21 protein-coding genes are annotated in these 22,089 nt (G+C 69.8%); 8 read left to right on the top strand and 13 right to left on the bottom strand.

The genetic code is table 11. The features are described from left to right. The 3 genes from Q0326_RS17770 to Q0326_RS17760 all read left to right on the top strand — a co-directional run. Window positions 1–913: metallopeptidase TldD-related protein (locus Q0326_RS17770; protein ID WP_298693100.1), on the top strand; the 913-nt coding region annotated here is incomplete at its 5' end. Continuing rightward, window positions 906–1,694, top strand: coding sequence for a 3'(2'),5'-bisphosphate nucleotidase CysQ (locus tag Q0326_RS17765; RefSeq protein ID WP_298693098.1), 789 nt, complete (start codon window positions 906–908; stop codon window positions 1,692–1,694). The genes Q0326_RS17770 and Q0326_RS17765, both read left to right, overlap by 8 nt. A gap of 180 nt (window positions 1,695–1,874) precedes the next feature. Continuing rightward, the gene (locus tag Q0326_RS17760; protein WP_298693096.1) at window positions 1,875–2,510 is read left to right on the top strand and encodes a L,D-transpeptidase family protein; all 636 of its coding nucleotides are present in this window, start codon (window positions 1,875–1,877) and stop codon (window positions 2,508–2,510) included. Between the two features lie 177 nt (window positions 2,511–2,687). Here the strand turns inward: Q0326_RS17760 and Q0326_RS17755 are convergent, their stop codons facing one another. The 3 genes from Q0326_RS17755 to Q0326_RS17745 all read right to left on the bottom strand — a co-directional run bounded on the left by Q0326_RS17755 (window position 2,688) and on the right by Q0326_RS17745 (window position 5,538). Beyond that, window positions 2,688–3,674, bottom strand: coding sequence for a nitronate monooxygenase (locus Q0326_RS17755; RefSeq protein WP_298693102.1), 987 nt, complete (start codon window positions 3,672–3,674; stop codon window positions 2,688–2,690). A 122-nt stretch (window positions 3,675–3,796) separates the two neighbouring features. After that, window positions 3,797–4,198, bottom strand: a complete 402-nt coding sequence (locus tag Q0326_RS17750; RefSeq protein WP_298693094.1) for an endonuclease domain-containing protein — start codon at window positions 4,196–4,198, stop codon at window positions 3,797–3,799. Window positions 4,199–4,281: 83 nt separating this feature from the next. After that, a complete protein-coding gene (locus Q0326_RS17745; RefSeq protein ID WP_298693092.1) occupies window positions 4,282–5,538 on the bottom strand; it encodes an aspartate kinase in 1,257 nt (418 codons plus the stop codon). Between the two features lie 69 nt (window positions 5,539–5,607). Here Q0326_RS17745 and ubiG point away from each other — a divergent pair, with 69 nt between their 5' ends. Then, window positions 5,608–6,336, top strand: coding sequence for a bifunctional 2-polyprenyl-6-hydroxyphenol methylase/3-demethylubiquinol 3-O-methyltransferase UbiG (gene ubiG, locus Q0326_RS17740; RefSeq protein ID WP_298693089.1), 729 nt, complete (start codon window positions 5,608–5,610; stop codon window positions 6,334–6,336). Between the two features lie 146 nt (window positions 6,337–6,482). Here ubiG and Q0326_RS17735 read toward each other — a convergent pair whose 3' ends face one another. Then, window positions 6,483–7,286: an SDR family oxidoreductase gene (locus Q0326_RS17735; RefSeq protein WP_298693087.1), complete on the bottom strand. Its 804-nt coding sequence runs from the start codon at window positions 7,284–7,286 to the stop codon at window positions 6,483–6,485. Between the two features lie 72 nt (window positions 7,287–7,358). Between Q0326_RS17735 and Q0326_RS17730 the strand changes: the two genes are divergently transcribed. Next, entirely contained in the window at window positions 7,359–7,802 is a 444-nt protein-coding gene (locus Q0326_RS17730) for a helix-turn-helix domain-containing protein (RefSeq protein ID WP_298693085.1), read from the top strand. A gap of 118 nt (window positions 7,803–7,920) precedes the next feature. Here the strand turns inward: Q0326_RS17730 and Q0326_RS17725 are convergent, their stop codons facing one another. The 7 genes from Q0326_RS17725 to Q0326_RS17695 form a co-directional block, all read right to left on the bottom strand. After that, a complete protein-coding gene (locus Q0326_RS17725; protein ID WP_298693083.1) occupies window positions 7,921–9,309 on the bottom strand; it encodes an oligopeptide:H+ symporter in 1,389 nt (462 codons plus the stop codon). A 165-nt stretch (window positions 9,310–9,474) separates the two neighbouring features. Beyond that, entirely contained in the window at window positions 9,475–10,146 is a 672-nt protein-coding gene (locus Q0326_RS17720) for a glutathione S-transferase family protein (protein WP_298693081.1), read from the bottom strand. A 172-nt stretch (window positions 10,147–10,318) separates the two neighbouring features. Further along, window positions 10,319–11,578 (bottom strand): TolC family outer membrane protein, encoded by a 1,260-nt coding sequence (locus Q0326_RS17715; protein ID WP_298693079.1) that lies wholly within the window; start codon window positions 11,576–11,578, stop codon window positions 10,319–10,321. Then, the gene (locus Q0326_RS17710; protein ID WP_298693077.1) at window positions 11,571–14,009 is read right to left on the bottom strand and encodes an FtsX-like permease family protein; all 2,439 of its coding nucleotides are present in this window, start codon (window positions 14,007–14,009) and stop codon (window positions 11,571–11,573) included. The genes Q0326_RS17715 and Q0326_RS17710 overlap by 8 nt, the downstream gene beginning before the upstream one ends. A 13-nt stretch (window positions 14,010–14,022) precedes the next feature. Further along, window positions 14,023–14,703, bottom strand: a complete 681-nt coding sequence (locus Q0326_RS17705; protein ID WP_298693075.1) for an ABC transporter ATP-binding protein — start codon at window positions 14,701–14,703, stop codon at window positions 14,023–14,025. Window positions 14,704–14,721: 18 nt separating this feature from the next. Beyond that, window positions 14,722–16,020: an HlyD family efflux transporter periplasmic adaptor subunit gene (locus Q0326_RS17700; RefSeq protein ID WP_298693073.1), complete on the bottom strand. Its 1,299-nt coding sequence runs from the start codon at window positions 16,018–16,020 to the stop codon at window positions 14,722–14,724. Between the two features lie 107 nt (window positions 16,021–16,127). Then, the gene (locus Q0326_RS17695) at window positions 16,128–16,472 is read right to left on the bottom strand and encodes a UrcA family protein (protein ID WP_298693071.1); all 345 of its coding nucleotides are present in this window, start codon (window positions 16,470–16,472) and stop codon (window positions 16,128–16,130) included. 330 nt (window positions 16,473–16,802) lie between these two features. Here Q0326_RS17695 and Q0326_RS17690 point away from each other — a divergent pair, with 330 nt between their 5' ends. Together Q0326_RS17690 and Q0326_RS17685 are read left to right on the top strand one after the other, a co-directional pair. Next, a complete protein-coding gene (locus Q0326_RS17690) occupies window positions 16,803–18,206 on the top strand; it encodes a sigma-54 dependent transcriptional regulator (RefSeq protein WP_298693069.1) in 1,404 nt (467 codons plus the stop codon). Further along, window positions 18,196–19,536 carry an ATP-binding protein gene (locus tag Q0326_RS17685; protein ID WP_298693067.1) on the top strand — a complete coding sequence of 447 codons (1,341 nt, stop codon included), beginning with the start codon at window positions 18,196–18,198 and terminating at the stop codon, window positions 19,534–19,536. The genes Q0326_RS17690 and Q0326_RS17685 overlap by 11 nt, the downstream gene beginning before the upstream one ends. A 198-nt stretch (window positions 19,537–19,734) precedes the next feature. On the opposite strand, the gene Q0326_RS17680 is transcribed toward Q0326_RS17685, so the two are convergent. After that, window positions 19,735–20,673, bottom strand: a complete 939-nt coding sequence (locus Q0326_RS17680; RefSeq protein ID WP_298693065.1) for a phosphatase PAP2 family protein — start codon at window positions 20,671–20,673, stop codon at window positions 19,735–19,737. A 155-nt stretch (window positions 20,674–20,828) separates the two neighbouring features. On the opposite strand from Q0326_RS17680, the gene Q0326_RS17675 reads away from it, so the two are divergent. Then, a complete protein-coding gene (locus Q0326_RS17675; RefSeq protein WP_298693063.1) occupies window positions 20,829–21,053 on the top strand; it encodes a hypothetical protein in 225 nt (74 codons plus the stop codon). A gap of 61 nt (window positions 21,054–21,114) precedes the next feature. Here Q0326_RS17675 and Q0326_RS17670 read toward each other — a convergent pair. Further along, on the bottom strand, window positions 21,115–22,089 hold a 975-nt coding region (locus tag Q0326_RS17670; protein ID WP_298693061.1), incomplete at its 5' end, for a catalase family protein.

Here is a 22,089-nt window from a genome sequence, read left to right as displayed (position 1 = left end):
CACCAACAGCGAGGGCGCCTCGGCGAGCACCGGCCGCACGATCGTCGCGCTCGCCACCAGCCACGGCTTCGCGGGCGGCTATGCGACCAGCGGCCATGGCTGCTCGGCGAGCGTGATCGCGGGCGAGGGCAGCGGCATGCAGCGCGACTATGCCTATCGCCAGACGCGCCATCTCGCCGACCTCGAAGGCCCCGAGACGATCGGCCGGCGCGCCGGCGAGCGCGCGGTGGCGCGGCTCGATCCCGCGAAACTGTCGTCGGGCACGATGCCGATCCTGTTCGACCCGCGCGTCGGCTCGAGCCTGCTCGGCCATTTCGCGGGCGCGATCACCGGCTGGGCGATCGCGCGCCGCACCAGCTTCCTGCTCGAGATGCTCGGCAAGCCGGTATTCGCCAAGGGCATATCGATCGTCGACGACCCGCTGCGGATCCGCGGCCTCGGCTCCAAGCCGTTCGACGGCGAAGGCCTGCCGACCGCGCGCCGCGAGATCGTCGCCGACGGGATGCTTACCGGCTGGCTGCTCGACAGCGCCTCGGCACGGCAGCTCGACCTTGCGCCGACCGGCAACGCCCAGCGCGGCATCGGCGGGCCGCCAAGCGCCGGCACCACCAATTTCTACCTCGCCCCCGGCGCGCTCTCGCCGCGCGACCTGATGGCCGACGTCAAGCGCGGCCTGTTCGTCACCGAGCTGATCGGCCACGGCGTCAACGGCGTCACCGGCGACTATAGTCGCGGCGCCGCGGGCTTTCTGATCGAGGATGGCGAGATCGCCGCCGCGGTAGCCGAGATCACCATCGCGGGCAATCTTCTCGACATGTTCGCAGCCCTCGTCCCCGCCAACGACCTGAGCTTCGAACGCGCGACCGATGTCCCCACCATCAGGATCGACGGCATGACCGTCGCCGGTGCCTGAAACACTGCTGGATCGGGTAAAGGCGGTCGCCGCGGAGGCGGGCGCGCTCGCGCTCGCGCGGTCGACTCAAGGGTATAGGCGCTGGGAGAAGGCGGGCGGCGAGCCGGTCTGCGAGGTCGATCTCGCGGTCGACGTGCTGGTCCGCAAGCGGCTCGCCGAGATCGATCCGGAGGCCGCCTGGCTGTCCGAGGAGAGCGTCGACGACAAGACCCGGCTGGCGGCGGAGCGCGTCTGGGTGGTCGATCCGATCGACGGCACCCGCGATTTCCTGCGCGGGCGCCCGGGCTGGGCGGTATCGATCGCGCTGGTCGACCGCGGCCGGCCAGTGCTCGCGGTGCTCGACGCACCCGCCCGCGGCGAATGCTGGACCGCGCTGGCCGGGCAGGGGGCGTGGCGCAACGGCACACCAATCCGCGTCGCGACGCGCAGCGAGATCGTCGGCGCGCGCGTCCCCGCCGACCAGCTGCCGCGACGCGACGCCGATCTGGTCGCGGTCCACAAACCCAATTCGATCGCGCTGCGGATCGCGATGGTCGCGGCGGGCGAGGCCGATCTGGTCGCGACGCTGCGCTGGGGGCACGAGTGGGACATCGCCGCCGCGGTGCTGATCGCAAGCGAAGCGGGCGCCATCGTCACCGACGCGCTGGGCGCGCCGCTCGCGTTCAACACCGCGATGGCCGAGGCGTTCGGCGTGCTGGTGACGCCGCCCGGCATCCACGACGCGGCGGTCGCGCGGCTGGCGGCCTATGCCGCGATCGCGGAGCGCGTCGGCGCGCGCTAAGCCGCGCAACCATCCCATTTTCGGACAAGTCAACAGAAAACCGCGCCGCGCGGCACCAATGACGCGATGCTGCGTTAGCACATCCGAAATCTAGACAGGCACCGCGCATGTGCCTCCCGGGTCAGCGTCCGGGAGAGCGGTGCCGTCTTGCCTGCGTCGCAAGACAAGGGAGTGTATTCGATGCGGCTTTTCCCGACACTGATCTTCGCCGCTGCCGCACCGATGCTTGCCTGTCTGTCCCCGATCGCCGCGTACGCCCAGTCGCCGTCGAGCGCGGTCGTCGCGCCGGCACCGCTCAGCGAGGACCAGGCCGATACGCTCAAGGCGGGCGACTTCCTCTGGCAGCCCGATGTCGCGACCGCCGGCGCGGTCAACATCGTCGTCGATCTCGATCGCCAGGTCGCCTTCGTCTATCGCGGCGGCGCGCTGATCGGCATTTCGACCGTCTCGACCGGCCGCGACGGCCACGAGACTCCGGTCGGCAGCTTCACCATTCTGCAGAAGCAGGTCGAGCATAAGTCCAACCTCTATCATGAGGCGGCGATGCCGTTCATGGAGCGGCTGACCTGGGACGGCGTCGCGCTGCATGCCGGCGGGGTGCCGGGCTATCGCGAATCGCATGGCTGCGTGCATCTGCCGATCGCCTTCGCCAAGGCGCTGTACGGCGTCACCGACATCGGCGCGACCGTCGAGCTACGTGGTGCGCCGCCGGTCGATGCGGTCGATCCCGCGGCGACAACGATCGCGGCGAACGATGCCGACGAAACGCCTGCAGCGCAGCCGGGTGTTCAGCTGGCCAGCGCGCATACGCCGTAAGAGCCCTCTCCCTTTGGGAGAGGGTTGGGTGAGGGGCTCCGACCTCCGACGTGGGACGCGACGCTGGCGCGTCGCTCCCCCTCACCCCGACCAGCATCGGGTGAACAACGCCCCGCGTTGTTCAGGTCATGCCGCGGGCATGACCGGCCCGATGCTCCCCGCCGGGGAGAGGGAGTATCACACCGAGCGCCGCTCCAGCGCGTGCGCGCCCTCGTCGATCAGCGTGCGCAGGATGTCGGCGAGCGGTTCCTCCTTGGTGACCATGCCGACCGACTGCCCGGCCATCACCGAGCCATGTTCGATGTCGCCGTCGATCACCGCGCGGCGCAGCGCACCCGCCCAATAATGTTCGATCTGCAGCTGCGCCTCGGCCATCGCGATCGAGCCCTCGTCGAGCGATTTGGCGACCTCGCGCTGCTTCGCGGTGAACAGCTCGCCCCCGGCATTTTTCAACGCCCGCACCGGGATCACCGGGAGCCGCGGGTCGATCTGCACCGAGGCGATCGCGTCGCGCGCGGCGCCGCGGATGAACGCCTTCTTGAAATTGGGGTGGGCGATGCATTCGGTCGCGCAGACGAAGCGCGTGCCGAGTTGGACGCCCGCCGCGCCCATTTCGAGATAGCCCGCCATCGCTTCGCCGCGCCCGATCCCCCCGGCGACGAACACCGGCACCTGGTCGGCGACCTCGGGCAGGATTTCCTGCGCGAGCACCGAGGTCGAGACCGGGCCGATATGCCCGCCGGCCTCCATGCCCTCGACGACGAGCGCGTCGACCCCCGAGCGGATCAGCTTCTTCGCCAGCGCGAGCGCCGGGGCGAAGCAGATCAGCTTCGCGCCCGAACCCTTGATCCGGTCGATCGAGCCCGCCGGCGGCAGCCCGCCCGCGAGCACGACATGGCCGACCTTGTGCTTGGCGCAGACGTCGATCAGGTCGGAGAGCATCGGGTGCATGGTGATCAGGTTGACGCCGAACGGCTTGGTCGTGAGCGCCCGGGTGGCGGCGATCTCGGCGTCGAGCAGTTCGGGGGTCATCGCCCCGCACGCGATCACGCCGAAGCCGCCGGCGTTGGACATCGCCGAGACGAGGTGGCGTTCGGACACCCACGACATCGCGCCGGCCATGATCGCGACCTCCGACCCGAGGAAGGCGGTGCCGCGCGCCATCAGGCGGCGGAGGCGGTCATGGCCGATGGTCTCGGCGGCGGGGCGGGTGGCGGCTTCGGTGGTGGTCATGGGGGAGCGTCTAGCAGGGAGCCGGCGTGCGCGTCACCCGTTGACGCAATCGATCATCGATCCTCCCCATGCATAGCATGGGGAGGGGGACCATCCGCAGGATGGTGGAGGGGCAGGGCGCAGCGCAGGATGATCGCGCGGACGACGTCGTCCAGATCGGCCATCACACGCGCCGCGGGCAGACGCAGCGTCGCGACGCCCTGGGCTGCGAGCCATTCGTCTCGCGCTCGATCACGCGCTGGTCTGTTGCCCATGTCGTGGGCCATCCCGTCGATTTCGATGGCGAGCTTCGCCTGCGCGCAATAGAAGTCGAGGACGAACGCGCCGAGCGGATGCTGTCTCCGGAAGCGGAGGCCGGACGGCCTGGTCCGCAGGGCGGACCACAGCCTGATTTCCGGCGCCGTCATCGTCCGGCGCAGTCTGCGGGCCCGTTCGATCGTCCGGCGTGGCGCCATCCCCCCTCCACCGCCTGTGGCGGTCCCCCTCCCCATGCTCGCATGGGGAGGATGCAGCAGGATCAGGCGCTGAGCAAATGCGTCTACGCCGCATCCGCCGCGTCGAGCCCGTAGGCGGTGTGCAGCACGCGCACCGCGAGCTCGGTATAGTCCTCGTCGATCAGCACCGAGACCTTGATCTCGGAGGTGGCGATCGCGAGGATGTTGATGCCGCGGCCGGCCAGCGCCTGGAACATCGTCGCGGCGACGCCGGCGTGGCTGCGCATGCCCACGCCCACCACCGAGATCTTGCACACCCGCGTGTCCGAGATCAGCTTGGCGTAGCCGATCGTCCCCTGCGCCTTCTCGAGCACGTCGAGCGAGCGCGCCAGCTCGGCGCCGGGCACGGTGAAGGTGACGTCGGTCGAGCTGCCGCCGTGCGCGACATTCTGCACGATCATGTCGACGTTGATCGAAGCCTCAGCGAGCGGGGTGAAGATCGTCGCCACCGCACCCGGTCGGTCGGGCACCGCGACCAGCGTGATCTTCGCCTCGCCCCGGTCATAGGCGATGCCGGTGATGAGCTGTTCTTCCACGTTCCTGTCTCCGATCTCGTCCTCGCCGACCACGAAGGTGCCCGGCGTCGGCTCGGCATCGGGATCGCCGAAGGAGGAGAGCACCTGGATGCGCACCTTTTCCTTCATCGCGAGCCCGACCGAGCGTGTCTGGAGCACCTTGGCGCCCACCGACGCCAGCTCCAGCATTTCCTCATAGGTGATCCGCTCGATCTTGCGTGCCTTGGGCACGATCCGCGGATCGGTGGTGTAGACGCCGTCGACGTCGGTGTAGATGTCGCAGCGATCCGCCTTCATCGCCGCCGCCACCGCGACCGCCGAGGTGTCCGACCCGCCGCGGCCGAGCGTGGTGACGCGGCCCGCCTCGGTCTGGCCCTGGAAGCCGGGAATGACCGCGACCTCGCCCTGCGCCAGCGACGCGTTGAGCGCCTCGGTGTCGATCGTGCCGATGCGGGCGGAGGCGTGCGCGTCGGAAGTGCGGATCGGCAGCTGCCAGCCGAGCCAGCTGCGCGCCGGCACGCCGATCGCCTGCAGGGCGATCGCGAGCAGCCCGCTCGTCACCTGCTCGCCCGAGGCGACGACGACGTCATATTCCTTCGGGTCGTAGAGCGGGGAGGCTTCGCGACAGAAATTGACCAGCCGGTCGGTCTCGCCCGACATCGCCGAGACGACCACCGCGACCTGCTCGCCCTTGGCCCATTCGCGCTTCACCTGACGCGCGACGTTGCGGATGCGCTCGATGCCGGCCATCGAGGTGCCGCCGAACTTCATCACGATACGGGCCATGCAAAACTCAGATTGTTGCGGCGATCATCGCCTAGGGACAAGAAAGCGGCGTCCTGATAGGGAGCGTGCATGACGGATGCAACCACGATAGACCCCGCCGAAGCCGCGCATTTCGGCACGCTCGCCGCTGATTGGTGGAACCCGAAAGGCTCCTCCGCGATGCTGCACCGCCTGAATCCGGTGCGGCTGCGCTTCGTGCGCGACGCGATCGACCGTCATTTCGGCACCGAACCGACTCTGCGGCGGCCGCTGGCGGGCAGGCGCGCGCTCGACGTCGGCTGCGGGGCCGGGCTGCTCACCGAACCGCTGGCGCGGATGGGGGCCAACGCCACCGGCCTCGACGCGGCACCCGAGAATATCGCGGCGGCGCAGCTCCATGCCGAGGGGCAGGGGCTCGCGATCGCCTATCGCGCAGGATCGGTCGAAGCGCTGGACCCCGGCGAAACATTCGATTTGGTCTGCTCGATGGAGGTGATCGAGCATGTCACCGATCCGGCGGCGTTCGTTGCCGGGCTGGTGCGCGCGCTGGCGCCGGGCGGGCTGCTGCTGCTCTCGACGCCGAACCGCACGACGCTGTCGCGGCTGGCGCTGGTGACGGTCGGCGAAGGGGCGGGGATGATCCCCAAGGGGACGCACGACTGGTCGAAATTCCTCACCCCCGAGGAATTGGGCGCGCTGCTGGACGGTGCCGGCCTCGCGGTGATCGAAACGCGCGGGCTGTCGCTCGATCCGGCGAAGGGATTCGTGCTCTCGGACGACGTGCGGATGGATTTTCTGATGGCGGCAACGCGCGCCTGATCACACCCTCCCGTTCGTCCTGAGCGAAGTCGAAGGACGGGCCGCAAGCGCGGCGCCTGCAACACGCACTTCGACTTCGATCAGTGCAAACGGGTATCTGGCGTCTCTATCGTCGCGCTTTGACGGTGCTCAGCGCGACGACGATGTTACGCGTCCACCGTCTCGCGGTAGCGCGGCGCGACGTCTCGCTTGGACATCAGCGGTGCGAAGGCGAGCCGCGCCTCCTGAATCCGCGTCCACACGCTTTCGTCGGCGAGCGGCGGGATCGTGACGGTCTCGCCGCGGTCGAAGCCGCGCAGCGCGGCGTCGACGAGATCGTCGACCCCCATCACCATCTCGGCGGGGAAGGAATCGACGTCCTTGCCGGACCGTTCCCAGATCTCGGTCCGCGTCGCGCCGGGCAGCACTGCCTGGGTGTAGAGGCCCTTGTCTCCATGCAGCGCCGAGAGCGACTGGCTGAGATTGAGGACATAGGCCTTGGTGCCGCTGTAGATGCCGTCGAAGCCCTCGGGCGCGAGCGCGAGCACCGAGGCGATGTTGACGATCGCCCCCGCGCCGCGCGCGATGAACGCTTTGGCGGCGGCGCCCGCCAGCCTTGTCGGCGCGGTGATGTTGAGCGCGATGATTTGCTCATATTCGGCGACGCCATTGTCGAGGATGTCGCCGTTGAGCGACATGCCGGCATTGTTGATCAGCAGCGCGACCGACGCATCGTCGGTGATCCGCTGCTCGACCTTGGCGACGTCGGCGCCGTCGGTGAGATCGGCGCGGAGCACCTCGACGGTCTGTCCGGTCTCGCGCCGCAGCCGCTCCGCCAATGTGTCGAGCCGCGCCGCGTCGCGCGCGACGAGGACGAGGTCGTGGCCGCGCCTGGCGAGCCGGTCGGCATAGACCGCGCCGATGCCCGAGGATGCGCCGGTGATGACGGCGGTACCGCTGATGTCGCTCATGGTTGATCTCCTTGCGGCTCGTGTCCGAATGAGTCGCTTGCACTTTGATAGTCATGTCACTATCACATCGCAATGGACCACGAAAAATATTCCGAAGGCGTCTGCCCGATCGGCCGCGCGCTCGCCCAGGTCGGTGACGCGTGGAGCCTGATGATCCTGCGCGACGCAGGCGCCGGGCGCACGCGGTTCGACCAGTTCCGCACCAGCCTCGGCATCGCCCCCAACATCCTGACGCGGCGGCTGGTGGCGCTGACCGAGGCCGGGCTGCTCGAGAAGCGGCGCTACAGCGAACGGCCGCCGCGCGACGACTATGTGATCACCGCCAAGGGGCGCGACTTCCTGCCGATCCTGATGGCGATCGGGGCGTGGGGCGCGAAGCATTGCGACGGCGGCGCGCTCAGCCACGCGGTCGACGCCGAGACGGGTGCGCCGATCGAGGCGGTGGTGGTCGATCGCGCGAGCGGGCGCGCGCTGTCCGAGATCGCGATCCGAGTGGTGGTGCCGGAAGGGGTGTAGGGACCGCACCTAGACCCGTTCGTCCTGAGCGCAGTCGAAGGACAGGGGAGCGGCGGCGTGGCTGCACTTCGACTGCGCTCAGTGCGAACGGGGGGGCGGGCGACGCACGGCGTTACGTTCAGCCGACCGTCTCCGCCTCCACCGTCGGTGCGAGCAGCCGGCCCGCGACGCTGCGCACCACCAGCAGGATCAGCGCGGCGATCGCGATCAGCCCGGCGTGGAGGCCCCAGAAGGCCGCGTCCGAGATCACGCCGAGCAGAGTCGCGAGCTTGGCGACGATCAGACCGGCCAGAAACAGCGACAGCAGGAAGGCCGACATCATCGTCGCCCCCACCGCCTTGGGCGCGGCGCGCGAATAGAGAGCCATGCCGACCGGATAGACGTTGGCGAAGCCGATGTCGTTGAGGATGTGGAAGCTCAAGCCCCAGCCGAGCCCGATCTTCTCGCCCGTCGCCGCCTGGTGCAGCGAGGCGAGCGCCAGCACCAGCGGCGCGGCGGCGGCGATGAAGGCGCCGATCGTCACCTTGCTGATCTCGTCGGGCTGCGTATGGCGCGTCCCCCACCAGCGCCAGAAGGCGAGCGTGCCGGCGATCATCACCGTCGAGGTGATCGCGTCGAGCGAGATGAGGAAGCTCGCGGGCATCGTCCAGCCGAAGAAGACGAGCTGATAATGCGCGTCGCCCCACAGTTCGTAGCCCGCGAAAATCTCCTGGTTGCCGACCCACACCAGCGCGAGCACCGGGATCAGCAGCAGCAGGATGACGATGCGGATGCCTTCGCCGGGCATGAGCCTGGGCCGCGGCTCGGCGATATGCCCGGGGGCGGGCTTCGCCTCGGCGGGCAGCCAGCGCAGCCCCGAGAGATAGACCGCCAGCCCGATCAGCATGCCGACGCCCGCCGCGCCGAAGCCGAAGCGCCACGCGACCTTCTGGCCGAGGAAGCCGCAGACGATCGGCGCGACGATCACCGCGATCTGGATCGCCAGCGTGTAGATCTGGAAGGCGTCGGCGCGGCGCAGGTCGCCGGGGGCGTAGAGATCGCCGACCTGCGCGGCCAGATTGCCCTTGAAGAAGCCGGTGCCGATCAGGATGCAGGCGAGCGCGATGAGATAGGTCTGGTCGAACGCCATGCAGAAATGGCCGATCGCCATCGTCACGCCGCCGAAGATCACCGCGCGGGTCCGGCCGATGACGCGGTCGGCGACGAAGCCGCCGAGGATCGGCGTCAGATAGACCAGCCCGCCGTAAAGCCCGGCGATCGCGCCGCCCAGCCCCAGCGGGGTGAGCGGGCCGAACACGCCCTCGAGGATGTGGCGGAACGGGGCGAACCCCCAGATCGTCTCGATATGCCCGGGCTTGAAGAGATATTGCGACCCGTACAGCGCGAGCAGCGCGGTCATGCCGTAATAGGAGAAGCGCTCCCACCCTTCGGCGAAGGCGAGATAGCCGAGCCCGCGCGGATGGCCGAGGAAGGCGCGATCGGATTGGTAGGTGGGGGTGTCGGTCATGATCGTTGCCAAAGCCTAACTCGCGGCCTTCTCGCCGCCCTGAAAGGGAGGGGGCGGGGGTGGGCTCGCCTGTGGCGCCCGGAACCGCGATCCGGCGACCGACCCACCCCTAGCCCCTCCCCGTCAGGGAGGGGAATCGTAACGCGAGCGAGAGCCGGCGCCCCCTCATTCCCAGAAGTCGACCTTGTCGTAATGCGCGGGCGGCCCGATCACCTCCATTCGCTCGCTGAGCATCGGGCGGAAGGAGGGGCGGCTCTTGAGCCCGGCATACCATTGTTTGGTCTGCTCGTGGCCGCGCCAGTCGATCCCGCCGAGATAGTCGGCGACCGAGAGGTGGGCGGCGGCGGCGAGGTCGGCGAGGCTGAGCACCGGGCCGCCCAGCCAGCGGCGATGGTCGAGCAGCCAGTCAATATAGTCGAGATGCGCATTGGCCTGCTTCATCGCGTCGCGGATCATCTTGGCGTCGGGCGAGGTGCGGTGGACGAGGCGCTTGAGCATGCGCTCCTCCATCAGCGGGCGGACGACCTCGCCGTAGAGCTTTTCGTCGAACCAGGCGACCAAGCGGCGGATCTCGGCGCGCGCGGGGGCGGCGCCGGCGATCATCGGCGCCTTGTCGATCGTCTCCTCGAAATATTCGCAGATCGCGTTGGAGTCGGCGAGCGCGGTCTGGCCCTGGACGATCACCGGGGTCTGCCCCGCGGGATTGAGATCGAGGAACTCGTCGCGGCGCAGCCAGGGCGATTCGCGCACCAGCTCGTAGCCGACGCCCTTCTCGCCGAGCATCAGCCGGACTTTCCGCGAGAAGGGACATAGCGGGAATTGGAAAAGCTGCCACATGATCCGCCCTGCCTAGCCCCGCGGTGCGGGAGGGGGAAGGGCGGTTCGGCATCCGCACGCCCCTTCCGGTGCGACTGAGCGCAGTCGACGCCTTGTCCTTTGCTCAGACGGTGAGAAGGAGGTCCTTCGACTGCGCTCAGGACGAACGGATGAAAGGGCTCACCGCCCGCGCTCACTCGCTCCCGAACGCCTCATGGTCGAGCCGCCCGGTCGCGCGGAGCAGCGCGGTGGTGGCGATCAGCGCGTCGCTGCGTTCGCGGGCGAGCGCGAGCTGCGCGGCGCGCAGGCTCTCGTCGGCGACCAGGATGTCGAGCGTGGTGCGCAGCCCGAAGGCATATTCGGCGCGCACGCCCTTGAGCGCGAGGTCCGCGGCCTCGACCCGGCCCTCGTCCGCGCTGGTCTGCGCGCGCGCGCTGGCGAGTGCCGCCCAGGCCGAATCGACCTGCCGGGTGATCTCGCGCATCGTTGCGTCGGCGTCGAACAGGTCGGCGCGGTGCGCGGCGCCCGCCTGCCGCACCTGCGACGAGACCAGCCCGCCGGTCAGGATCGGCACGTGCAGCTGGAGCCCGACCGAGGCCGCGCGCGGAAAGGCGCCGACCGTGGAATTGCCGAGATTCTCGTCATAGCCATAGGCGCCGCCGAGCGTCAGGCTGGGCGCGCCATTGGCCCGCGCCGCCGCGATCCGCGCCTGCGAGGCGTCGGCGGTGCGCAGGCTGGCGGCGAGCTGCGGATTGTCGGCGAGCGCACGGCTGCGCGCCTGGTCGAGCGTGCCGGGCAAGGCCGGCAGCGCGGCGGGCGGGGCGGCGAGCGTGCCGGGATCGTGGCCGATCGTCGCGCGGTAGCCCGCCTGGGTCATGTCGAGCGTCGCCTGCGCGTCGGCGAGCGTCGCGACCCCCGAGGCGCGCTGCGCGACGAGCTGGGCGACGTCGGTCTTGGTCGCCTGGCCGAGCTTGAAGCGCGCCTCGGCCTCGGCGACCTGGCGGTCGAGCAGCGCGATGTCGGCCTTGGCGATGTCGACCGCCTGCTGGTCGTAGAGCAGCTCGGCAAAGGCGCCGACCGCCGCGGTCACCAGCTGCGCCTCGCTGTCGCGGACGTTCTGCGCGCCCGCCGCGACGTCGGCCTGCGCGGCGTGGATCGCGGCGGGGACGCGGCCTCCGGTCCAGATCGGCAGCGCTGCAGAGACCGTCGCGGCGCCGCCCTTGCCATAGTCGAACCGGTCGTAGCCGCCCGCCGCGTCCGCCGCGGCGGTGAGCCGGCCGCCGGCGCGCGCCTGCTCGGTTTCCTCGGAGAGCGCCTCCTGCCGGGCATGCGCCGAGGCGAGCGTCGGGTTGGTCGCATAGGCGGCGGCGACCGCCTCGCGCAGCGTCTCGGCGTGGAGCGGCGCGGCGGCGAGCAGCGCGACCCCGGCGAGCAGGGTGCGGCGCCTATTCATGGCGCAGCGCCCAGGCCGGGGTCGAGCGCGCCGCGCGCAACGATTGCGCGAGCACGGTCAGCACCGCGATCGCCACCGCCAGCACGGTTGCCGCGACGAAGAACAGCGGCGACAGCGCGATCCGGTCGTCGAACCCGGCCAGCCAGGTCCGCATCGCGAAGAAGGCGAGCGGCCAGGCGAACAGGTTGGCGATCAGCACCGGGCGCAGGAACTGGCCGACGAGCAGCCTGACGACGTCGGCGGAGGAGGCGCCGAGCGTCTTGCGGATGCCGATCTCCTTGATCCGCCGCGCGGTGTTGAACGAGGCGAGACCCCACAGCCCGACGCAGCCGATCGCCACCGCCAGCACCGCACCGATCGTGAACAGCTTCGCGCTGCGGTCGTCATGGGCATAATAGGCTTCGAGATTCTGCGTCGCGGTCTTGGCCTGGAACGGCACTTCGGGCGCCTCCTGCCGCCACACCGCGCGCGCCTCGTCGAGGATCGTCTGGGGATCGCCCGCATAGCGCAGGATCGCGACGGCCTGGCGCGGATCACGCAGCTGGAAATCGTACAGCGTCGGCGGGATCGGCACGCGCGGATCGTCGAAGCGCATGTCGTCGATGACGCCGATGATCGTGCGCGGCGGATTGTTGGGGCCGTAGAAGGTCCGCCCGATCGCCGCCTGCGGCGACGGGATGTGCAGCGATGCCAGCGCGGTGCGGTTGATCACGGCATTATAGGGCTTGGTGCCGTCGCCGCTCTTGTCGTCGAGGTTCGGATTGACGTCGGCGGGGTGCGCGGTGTCGAACAGGCGGCCGGCGAGCAGGTGCGCGCCCATCAGGTCGAAGAAGCCGGGGGTGGTCTCGAAGAAGCGGATCGAGGGACCCTTGCCCTGGACGCCGGGGATCGGGACGTCGGTCTCCGAGGTGAAGGTGCCCCCGCCGGGGACATTGTTGCCGACGGTCGCGCCGGTGATGCCGGGCATTGCGGCGAAGCGGTGCAGCAGCGTGTCGCGCTGGGCGTTGTTGAGGCTCTGGCTGCCCAGCGAGAAGACCAGCATCATGCCCTCGCGGTGGTAGCCGAGATCGGCGTTGCGGACGTGACGGGTCTGGCCGACCAGCACTATCGTGCCGATGATGAAGGCGATCGCGATCGCGAACTGGAACACGACCAAGGCCTCGCGGACATAGGTGCCCGCGCGTCCGCCGCCCGGCGAGCGCGCCGAGGCGAGCACCGCGGCGGCCGGCAGGCGCGCCAGCATGATCGCGGGATAGAGCCCGGCGACGGTGCCGACGATAAGCACCAGCGCGACCAGCGGCAGCACGATCCCGTTGGCGCCGAAATAGCCGATCGACAGCGCCAGTCCGCCCGCCGCATTGACCAGCGGCAACCCGATCTCGGCGACGACGAGGCCGATGAAGCCGGCGATCGCGGTGGTCGCGATCGCCTCGCCGACATAGTGGCGCGCGAGCGTGCCGCGGTCGGCGCCGAGCACCTTGCGCATCGCCACCTCGCGGGCGCGCAGGCCCGCACGGGCGGTCGCCAGATTGATGTAGTTGACGACCGCGATCAGCAGCGTCAGCACGCCGACGATACCGAGCGTCGCGACCGCGAGCCGCTCGCCCGCCGCCTCGCCGTGCACCGCCGCGATCGGCTGCAGCGACAGCTTGATCGAGAAGCCGGGATTGTCGATCGTCTCGCTTTGCGCGTGGCGGGCGACGATGCCCGGCAGGGCGTCGGCGAAGCGTTGCCGCGCGGCATCGTCGGGCAGGCGGACGTAGGTCTGCGGATTGAAGTAATTCCACTGATGCGTCGACTTATAGTCGTCCGCGGCCTTGTCTTCGGAGATCGTCAGCCGCGCGAACATGGCGCTGTCGATGTCGGTATTCTTGGGCAGGTCCTTGACCACCGCGGCGACGCGATAGGCATGCTGCTTGCCCGAGAAGACCACCGTCATCGCCTTGCCGATCGGGGCGGATTCGCCGAAATATTTGCGGGCGACATGCTCGGTCAGCACGATGTTGGAGGGGCTGGCGAAGGCGCCGGCGAAGTCGCCCGCGACCAGCGGCATCTCGAACAGCTTGGGAAAGTCGGCATCGACCAGGCCGAGCTTCTCGCTGACGCCGACGCCGCCCTGCAGCACCGTCGCGTTGAACGAGCTCAGCCGCGAGCCGACCGAGCCGGGCAGGTCCTTCTCGACCGCCGACCAAAAGGCGATCGGGCTGTTCTGGTTGGGAATGCCGCTGGTCGTATCGCCGTCCCGGGTCTCGACCAGATAGACGTGGCCGTAATTGGGCAGCCAATGCTCCCAGCTCGTCTCGAAGCGGACATAGAGGCCGAGCACGAGGAACACCGCGATGCCGACCGCGAGCCCGCCGATGTTGAGCGCGGCGTAGAGCTTGTGGCGGACCAGTGAGCGATAGAAAGTGAGGAGCGCGAAGCGGTTCATGTGGGGGTCCTGCTCAGATCGCGCGGGCGACGGAGGCGACGATGCGGCCGTCGAGCATGTCGATGCGGCGCTGCGCGGCGTCGGCATGGCTGGGCGAGTGGGTGACCATGATGATCGTCGCGCCCTCGGCGTTGAGGCTCTCGAGGATGTTCATCACCTGCGCGCCATTCTCGGTGTCGAGATTGCCGGTCGGCTCGTCCGCGAGGATCAGGCTGGGATCGCCGACGATCGCGCGGGCGATCGCGGCGCGCTGCTGCTGGCCGCCCGAAAGCTGGTGCGGATAATGTTTCGCGCGGTGCGAGATGCCGACGCGGTCCATCGCCGCGGCGACGCGCTGGCGACGGTCGCCGCTCTTGTCCTTGCGATAGGCGAGCCCGAGCTCGACATTCTCCTGGATGGTGAGCTCGTCGATCAGGTTGAAGCTCTGGAAGACGAAGCCGAGAGTCTCGGAGCGAAGCCTGGCGAGCGCCGCCTCGTCGAGCCTGGCGAGATCGCGGTCGCCGAACATGTAGCGGCCCGCGCTCGGCCGATCGACCGTGCCGAGGATGTTGAGCAGGGTCGACTTGCCGCAGCCGGAAGGCCCCATGATGGCGAGGAACTCGCCTTGGGCGACGTGGAGGTCGATGTCCGACAGGGCGGTCGTCTCGACCTCGTCGGAGGCATAGCGGCGCTGGATGTTTTCGAGGCGGATCATGGCGTTCGTCCTGTCGCTTCAGCGGATGTTGAGGATCGCGGCCTTGTCGTAGGCGGCGGTGGTGGAGGTGACGATGCGGTCGCCCGCGGCGAGGCCCGAGAGGATCTCGGCCTCTTCCGGATTGCGGCGGCCGACCTTGACGGCGCGGCGGCGCGCGTGGCGGCCGTCGGGGTCGAGCACGAAGGCCGAGGTGCCGCCGCCGCTATCGAGCCAGCCGCCGACCGGGGCGATCAGCGCGGCGCGCGTCGCGCCCAGCGTGACGCGGACGTCGACCGTCTGGCCGCGGTTGAGCCCGGCAGGCGGTGCGCCGACGAAGCCCAGCTCGATGCGGAAGCGGCCGTCGGTGACCGCGGGCAGAACCTTGGTGACGATCAGCTGCGCGCCGCCGTCGCCGGTCGCGCGCTGGCCGACGGCGACGCGGCCGAGATAATATTCGTCGACGTCGGCGACCAGCTTCCAGCGGCCTTCGCTGTCAACCTGACCCGCCGAATCGCCCGCCTTGAGCGTCTGCCCGGGCTGGATGACGAAATTGGTCAGGCGCCCGGCGACCGGCGCGCGCACCGTCAGTGCGTCGAGGCTGGACTCGACCGCGCCGAGATTGCCCGAGAGGCGCGCGCGCGTATCGGCGAGCCGCGAGGCCTGGACCGCGGCGATGCCGTTCTCCTTGGCCTCGCCCGCCTTGAGCTGGGCGAGCCGCTTCTGCTGATATTCATTCTCTTCGGAGTAACTGGCGACGCCCGCGTCCGAGACGAAGCCCTGGTCGTGGAGCTGCTGGCGGATCGACAGATCGCGCCGCGCCTTGATCAGGTCGTAGCTGGCCGAGGCGGTCTGCGTCGCGCGGTCGAGCTTGGCGCGCTCGAGCGCGAGATCGTCGCCCGAGACCGCGCCGAGCTGGCTGGCGATCGCGGACTCGCGCGTCAATATGTCGAGCTTGAGCGTCGGATTGTCGAGCGTCGCGAGCGGCTGGTGCGCGGTGACCATCGTGCCGTCCTGGACGAGCAGCTTGTCGACCTGGCCCCCCGACACGACGCCGACGAAGGTGGTGACCGCGGGCGCCACGGTCGCGCGCACGGGCAGGTCGTCGTGGAAGGGCGCGTTGGTGACCGCGCCGGTCTCGACGTCGGCCGAGGCGACGTCGGTCGATCCGCTCGACGGGATCAGGCGCCAGCCGAGCAGCGCGGCGACGAGCACCGCGGCCGCGATCAGCGCCAGCCGCAGGCGCTTGCGATGGGCCTTGCGCGGCGACTCGATCTTGCGGTCCATCGCGGCGCCGGTCTGGGCGGCCGTTTCGGCGGGAGGCTGGTCTGGCGGTGTCACGCGGGCGATCGTCCTGCTGGGTGGGGTCGGGGAGTGCGTCGGCGTCGGCCGGGAGCGCTGTCCGGATCCGGACAGTCGGTGTCCGCGGCCGGACAGCGCCGGCGGGTTTACGGGGCGGCGTGCTGGGTCGGTACCGCCGTGCGCGGCGCGGTGCGCTCGGCGATATCGCGGCGCGCCTGCTGGATCGCGGTGGCGCGGCACTGCATCGCGGCGAAGTCGACGACGCCCTCGGTGATCGGACACACCATGGCGGCCGCGGCGCGGATGCGGCCGTCGAGTTCGGCGCGCGCGGTGGCGTCGGCGAGGTTGAGATCCGCATAGCGGACGATCGCATGGGGCGTGTCGCCGGTCGGCACCGCGGCGGCGGCGGGGCTCGCAGAGGCGGCGACGATGCCCGCGGTGAGGGCGAGGCTGACGCCGGCGAAGAAGGTGGTGGTGAAGAGGTTGCGCATGACTGGGTCCTTTGCTGTGGCCGGCTCCATGTCGGTCGGACCGCACTCAGCAGGATGCGTGCCAAGTGCGCGAAGGGACGATCGGCGGCCCTTTCTAAGGAGATGTCGTCATCCTGAACTTGTTCAGGATCCCACAGGCTACGAGCCCTTCGCCATGAGGTGGCGGGATGCTGAAACAAGTTCAGCATGACGGTTCGCGATAGGCTTGTGCGCGTCGCGAGATCGGCGGGCCGCCCCGCACTGTCCACTTCCGGACACGTCACTGTCCGCCGGCGGGCATTGGCACGCATCTTGATTGTCGTTTCGCGTCTGGCATGGGATGAACGAGCGATGCGAAGCGCAAAACCCTTTGAACTCTGTATCGTGGTCGACGACGACGAGGACATATTGCTCGCCGCGCGGATGCTGCTGCGCCAGCTGTTCGCCGAGGTGGTGACGACGCAGGCGCCGCAGGAGGCGCTCGACCTGATGGCGACGCGCACCCCCGACGCGATCCTGCTCGACGCCAATTTCGCGCGCGGGGCGACCGACGGTGCGGAAGGCTTTCGCTGGCTCGGCCGCATGATCGAGCGCGATCCCGAGGCGGTGATCGTGCTGATCACCGCGCATGGCGGCGTGCAGACCGCGGTCGCCGCGATGAAGCATGGCGCGACCGACTTCGTCTCCAAACCCTGGTCGAACGAGCGGTTGCTCGCGACGGTGCGCACCGCCGCGGCGCTGCGCAATTCGCGCCGCGCGACGACGGTCGAAAAGGGCAAGGTCGCCGCGATCGCCGGCGCCCACAGCGAGACGCCGCTGCTCGGCCAATCGCCCGGCATCGCGCGCGTGCTCTCGCTGATCGAACGCGCCGCGCCGACCGACGCCAATGTGCTGATCCTTGGTGAAAACGGCACCGGCAAGGAGCTGGTCGCGCGCGAGCTGCACCGGCTCTCGGCGCGCGCATCGGGCGTGATGCTGTCGGTTGATCTCGGCGCGATCGCGGAGAATCTGTTCGACTCCGAACTGTTCGGCCATGTGAAGGGCGCGTTCACCGATGCGCGCGGCGACCGGATCGGGCGATTGCAGGCGGCGGACGGGGGCACCCTGTTCCTCGACGAGGTCGGCAATTTGCCGCTGCATCTCCAGCCCAAGCTGCTCACCGCGCTCGAGCAGCGCCAGGTGACCCCGGTCGGCGCCAACCGCCCGGTGCCGATCGACGTCCGCGTCGTCTCGGCGACCAACCTGCCCCCCGATCAGCTGAGCGACGAGCGGCGGTTTCGGCAGGATCTGCTGTTCCGGCTCAACACCGTCGAGATCGAGCTGCCGCCTTTGCGCGAGCGGCGCGAGGACATTCCGCTGCTGCTCGACACCTTCATCGCCGCCTACAGCCGCAAATATGGCAAGCCCGCGCGCGGCCTGCCGCCGGCGGTGCTCGCCGAACTCACCGCCTATGACTGGCCGGGCAATGTCCGCGCGCTGCGCCACGCCGCCGAGCGCGCGGTCATCCTCGCGGACGGGACCAGCTTCAGCCTCGGCGACTTCCCCCTGCCGCGTGCCGCCGCCCCGGCGGTCGTGGCGCCCGCGCGAACCAACCCGGTCGAGGCCGCGCCGGGCGACCTCAATCTCGACCGTGCCGAGCGCCAGCTGATCGAGACCGCGCTCAAGAAGCATGCGTTCAACATCTCCAACGCCGCCGCCGAGCTCGGGCTGACGCGCGGCACGCTGTATCGGCGGATGGAGAAGCATGGGCTTTAGCCGGCGCTTCGCCGTCCGGCTGGCGTTCCGCTCGACCGTGCTGGCGCTCGCGATCGCCGTGCTGGCGTGGCTGGCGACGCGCGCCGCGCTGCCGGCGACGACGCTGCTCGCGGCGGGCGCTGTGATCTGGGCGGCGGCGGGGGTGTGGGCGCTGGTCCGCCGCACCAATGTCGAGCTCGAACGCTTCGTCTCGGCGCTCAACCATGGCGATCTCGCGCAGAGTTTCGCGCAGGCCGGGCGCGGCAGCGGGTTCGACGAGCTCGGCGCGGCGCTCGACGGCGCGATGCGGCGGCTGCGCGACGAGCGTGCGGCGAGCGCCGCCGAGAACCGCTTCGCCTCGGCGCTGGTCGATGGCGCGCCGACCGCATTGCTGTCGATCGACGGCGATGGCCGGATCGCGCTCTCCAACAAGGCGGCGCGGCGGCTGTTCGACCGCGCGGACGGGGTGCGCGCCGCCGATTTCGCGCCCTATGGCGCCGAGTTCGTCACCGCGCTCGGCGAGGTCTCGCCCGGCAGCCGGCGGCTGACCCGGATGCTCGTCGACGGGCTGTCGCAGCGCGCGACGCTGGCGGCGACGACGGTCGAGCGCGGTGGGGCGGTGTGGCGGATCGTCTCGGTGCAGATCATCCAGCGCGAGCTCAACGCCGCCGAGATCGCGGTGCAGACCGACCTCGTCCGCGTGCTGACCCACGAGATCATGAACTCGATGACGCCGGTGACCTCGCTCGCCGCCAGCGCGGCGCAGCTGATGGCCGAGATCGACGACGGCAGCGACGAGGGCGTCGGCGATGCGCGGCTCGCGGTCGAGACGCTGGCCCGGCGCGCCGAGGGGATCATGCACTTCGTCGAGACCTACCGCACGTTCAGCCGCGCCCCCGAAGTGACACGGCGGCCGTTTGCGGCGCGCGGCTGGGCGGAACAGCTCGTCCGGCTGTTCGGCGCGACGCCGCAGGCCGAGGGCGTGACGCTCGATGCCGCGATCTCGGCGGATCTCGACCTGATCGACGGCGATGCCGATCTGCTGACCCAGGTCGTGCTCAACCTGATGAAGAACGCCGCCGAGGCCGCGGCCGGGGCCAGCGACACGCCGAAGGTGCGGCTGTCGGTGGCGCCGCTGCACGCCGGCCGGGTTCGGATCGCGGTGGCGGACGATGGACCGGGGGTGGCGGCCAACCTCGCCGACGACATATTCCTGCCCTTCTTCACCACCAAGCGCGAGGGCACCGGGGTTGGCCTGAGCTTCGCACGCCAGGTCGTGCTGCTCCACGAGGGCGCGATCGCGCTGGTGCCCGGGGAGTTGGGCGGCGCGTGCTTCGAGATCGTGATCTGAGGCGCGGCCTCAGCCCCGTCATCCCGCGCGGACCACGTCCAGGGTGATGGACATTGGGACGGCGGAGCGGCGAGCGCCACACAAGACCCGTTCGCACCGAGCCTGTCGACGTGCGGGCTGCAAAGGTTTCTGCTTGTCGCACGTCCTTCGGCAAGCTCAGGACGAACGGAGAGAGATGTCGATCCAGCGCGCGACGTGCTAGGCCTGCGTCACCGTCGCCAGCTCCAGCGACCGCGCGCGGACGCCGGCGGCGACGATCTCGGCGAGCGAGGTCAGCGTCAGCGCGATCGCGCCGATCAGCGCGCCGCCCATCATGTCGGCGAGATAATGCGTGCCCTCGATCGGCGTCGCCAGCAGCATCGCGGCGTTGAGCGCGATCAGCGGCACGCGCAGCGGGCGGACGCGCCACGCCGCGGCCATGTAGAGCACCGCACTGGTCGTATGAAAACTCGGCATGCAGACGATGCCGCGCAGCGCGCCGATGTCGACGACGCTGAGCGCGTGGCTGCGCAGCGCGGGCAGCAGATGCGCCTGATAGAGCGCGCTGGTCGGCATATAGGGGATCGGGCCGTGCCACAGATAGGCAAGCGGGCCGACCGCGGGGACGCGCGGGAACCAGGACAATGTCAGCAGCGCGCCGAGCCAGAAGGAGAGGATCATGCGCCGCGCCTGATCCTTGCGATCGGCAAGCGCGCAATAGCCGAGCAGGATCGCCGGGCTGACGAAGATGCTCGCATAGACCGCGCGGCCGAGCGGCTGCAGCAGCGGATGCGCGACCACGACCCGGTAGATGCCGACCCAGTCGAAATCGAAGAAGCGGTCGATCCGCTCGAGCGAGGGGTCGACGAAGCCTCTGGTCGAGGCCGCCTCCGGATAGCTGATCACCGCGCCGAGCAGGCAGACCAGCGCGAATGCTCCGACATATTCGGCGGCATCGCGCGCGACGCGCTGCCACGGCGTCTCGGGATCGCGCAACCGGTAGCGGCAGAAGCCCAGCGCGGCCCCGCCGACGATCAGCGCGAAGCCCGACAGGCCGAGCGTGACGGTCTGTCGGGCATGGACGAGCATGACGCCGGTCGCGAGCACGCTGAAGAGGAGGCAGGCGGCGAGCCAGCGGCCGGGTATCGTCGAGGTCATGGCCGTCGTTAACAGGTCGCAGACGGGCGGTCAGCAACACAAACGTCACATTCGTCGTGCGCTAGGGCCGGTTTGACCGCATCGCTTCGCATTTGTCGGCGACCGAGGTAGGAACGCCACTATGTCGCGAGACGATGGCCGGGGAGGGCCGAGACATGCGCAATCTGGTCCTGCTGCTGATCGGCATCATGCTCGGCGCGGCGCTTTTTCACGTCTATTATCTGCGGCTCGACCCGCTGGCGCGCTGCAGCTGGGACCATCCGCTCGACGCCGAGGCCAAGGCGCGCTGCCGCGACGCGGCGGCGGCAACGAGCGTGCATGGCTATGCCGTCAAGGCGCGCCGCGATCTCGATTCGCTGATCGGTCGCGTCGCGCACTGAGGATCTCGTGATTGTTGTGCCCGTCACCCCGGCCGCACGGCCGGGCTGACGAAGCGGGAGGTCAGCTCGGCAGATCGGCGAGCGCGGCCGGCTCGTGCATCGGGCAGCCATTGAAGCGGCCGCGGAAATCCGCCGACATCTTGTACGGGTCCTTGCGGGCGCGGTTGACCCCGCCGAGCGGCTGGTGCGCGGCGATCCCGTGCCACGGGCTGAATGACAGCGCATCCTCGGTGCGGTCGCTGATGCCATGCTCCCAGGCGACCTGCGCGGGCACCTCGAGCGTCGCGACGGTGACGAACGGGCTCGCCGTCTCGTCCCACACTACGGTGGCATCCTCGATCGGCATCGTCTCCAAGTCGGTGCACAGCTGCACGCGCAATTCCCACGTGCCGCCCTGTTCGATCAGCGTCTCGCGCACGACCTCGCGGATCGCGTCGGGGCGGCCATGCGCATTGACCGTCTCGGTCGCGAGCGCCTTGAGCGCGGGCGACAGCGGCGCCAGCGAGAATTTCGCGACATGCTCGCCGTAGCGGAACGGCGTCTGCGAATAATAGGTCGCGCCGAGCGGATGCACCGGCTTGGCGCCGCCGAGCGACACCAGCGTCGAGGACTGGCCGCCGACCGCCTCGATCACGCTTTCCGCGGCGCGGAACACGGTCGACAGCAATTTCTTGGCGCCTTCGCCCTTGTCGGTGGTCTTGGCGAGCAGCTTGAGGTTCTTGAGGAACGCCTTGGGATTGGGCGCCGCGAAGGCCGGGCCGTTGACCATGATGAAATCCTGCGTGTCGCCCTCCGCGCCCGGCAGCCGCTCGCCCGCGACCCCGAGGATCTTGAGCGCCACGCCGCGCGGCAGATCGATCGAATCGTCGAGGATGTCGCCGGCGTTGGTCGAGAGCCGGAGGATCGCCTCGTGCGTGCCGGGGGTCGCGAACAGGCCTTGTGCGAGTTCGGGCGGCAGACCGGCCTGCACGGTCAGCGTGCCGCGCGCGATGCCATGGCCCTTGGCGTGGACCGAGCGGACCGCATGGCCATAATC

Source organism: uncultured Sphingomonas sp. (genome assembly GCF_937859915.1).
GTDB lineage: Bacteria > Pseudomonadota > Alphaproteobacteria > Sphingomonadales > Sphingomonadaceae > Solisphingomonas.
This window is presented reverse-complemented; position numbering and strand designations above follow the sequence as displayed.

What these genes read in the sequence shown, in the direction of transcription:
- Q0326_RS17750 (WP_298693094.1), bottom strand. Translation starts at nt 4,198, where the DNA reads ATGGCGCCACGCCGGACGATCGAACGGGCCCGCAGACTGCGCCGGACG.
- Q0326_RS17680 (WP_298693065.1), bottom strand. Translation starts at nt 20,673, where the DNA reads ATGACCTCGACGATACCCGGCCGCTGGCTCGCCGCCTGCCTCCTCTTC.
- Q0326_RS17695 (WP_298693071.1), bottom strand. Translation starts at nt 16,472, where the DNA reads ATGCGCAACCTCTTCACCACCACCTTCTTCGCCGGCGTCAGCCTCGCC.
- Q0326_RS17730 (WP_298693085.1), top strand. Translation starts at nt 7,359, where the DNA reads ATGGACCACGAAAAATATTCCGAAGGCGTCTGCCCGATCGGCCGCGCG.
- Q0326_RS17755 (WP_298693102.1), bottom strand. Translation starts at nt 3,674, where the DNA reads ATGGCGCGCGGCACCGCCTTCCTCGGGTCGGAGGTCGCGATCATGGCC.
- Q0326_RS17675 (WP_298693063.1), top strand. Translation starts at nt 20,829, where the DNA reads ATGCGCAATCTGGTCCTGCTGCTGATCGGCATCATGCTCGGCGCGGCG.
- Q0326_RS17685 (WP_298693067.1), top strand. Translation starts at nt 18,196, where the DNA reads ATGGGCTTTAGCCGGCGCTTCGCCGTCCGGCTGGCGTTCCGCTCGACC.
- Q0326_RS17710 (WP_298693077.1), bottom strand. Translation starts at nt 14,009, where the DNA reads ATGAACCGCTTCGCGCTCCTCACTTTCTATCGCTCACTGGTCCGCCAC.
- Q0326_RS17720 (WP_298693081.1), bottom strand. Translation starts at nt 10,146, where the DNA reads ATGTGGCAGCTTTTCCAATTCCCGCTATGTCCCTTCTCGCGGAAAGTC.
- Q0326_RS17705 (WP_298693075.1), bottom strand. Translation starts at nt 14,703, where the DNA reads ATGATCCGCCTCGAAAACATCCAGCGCCGCTATGCCTCCGACGAGGTC.
- Q0326_RS17735 (WP_298693087.1), bottom strand. Translation starts at nt 7,286, where the DNA reads ATGAGCGACATCAGCGGTACCGCCGTCATCACCGGCGCATCCTCGGGC.
- ubiG (WP_298693089.1), top strand. Translation starts at nt 5,608, where the DNA reads ATGACGGATGCAACCACGATAGACCCCGCCGAAGCCGCGCATTTCGGC.
- Q0326_RS17690 (WP_298693069.1), top strand. Translation starts at nt 16,803, where the DNA reads ATGCGAAGCGCAAAACCCTTTGAACTCTGTATCGTGGTCGACGACGAC.
- Q0326_RS17725 (WP_298693083.1), bottom strand. Translation starts at nt 9,309, where the DNA reads ATGACCGACACCCCCACCTACCAATCCGATCGCGCCTTCCTCGGCCAT.
- Q0326_RS17715 (WP_298693079.1), bottom strand. Translation starts at nt 11,578, where the DNA reads ATGAATAGGCGCCGCACCCTGCTCGCCGGGGTCGCGCTGCTCGCCGCC.
- Q0326_RS17760 (WP_298693096.1), top strand. Translation starts at nt 1,875, where the DNA reads ATGCGGCTTTTCCCGACACTGATCTTCGCCGCTGCCGCACCGATGCTT.
- Q0326_RS17745 (WP_298693092.1), bottom strand. Translation starts at nt 5,538, where the DNA reads ATGGCCCGTATCGTGATGAAGTTCGGCGGCACCTCGATGGCCGGCATC.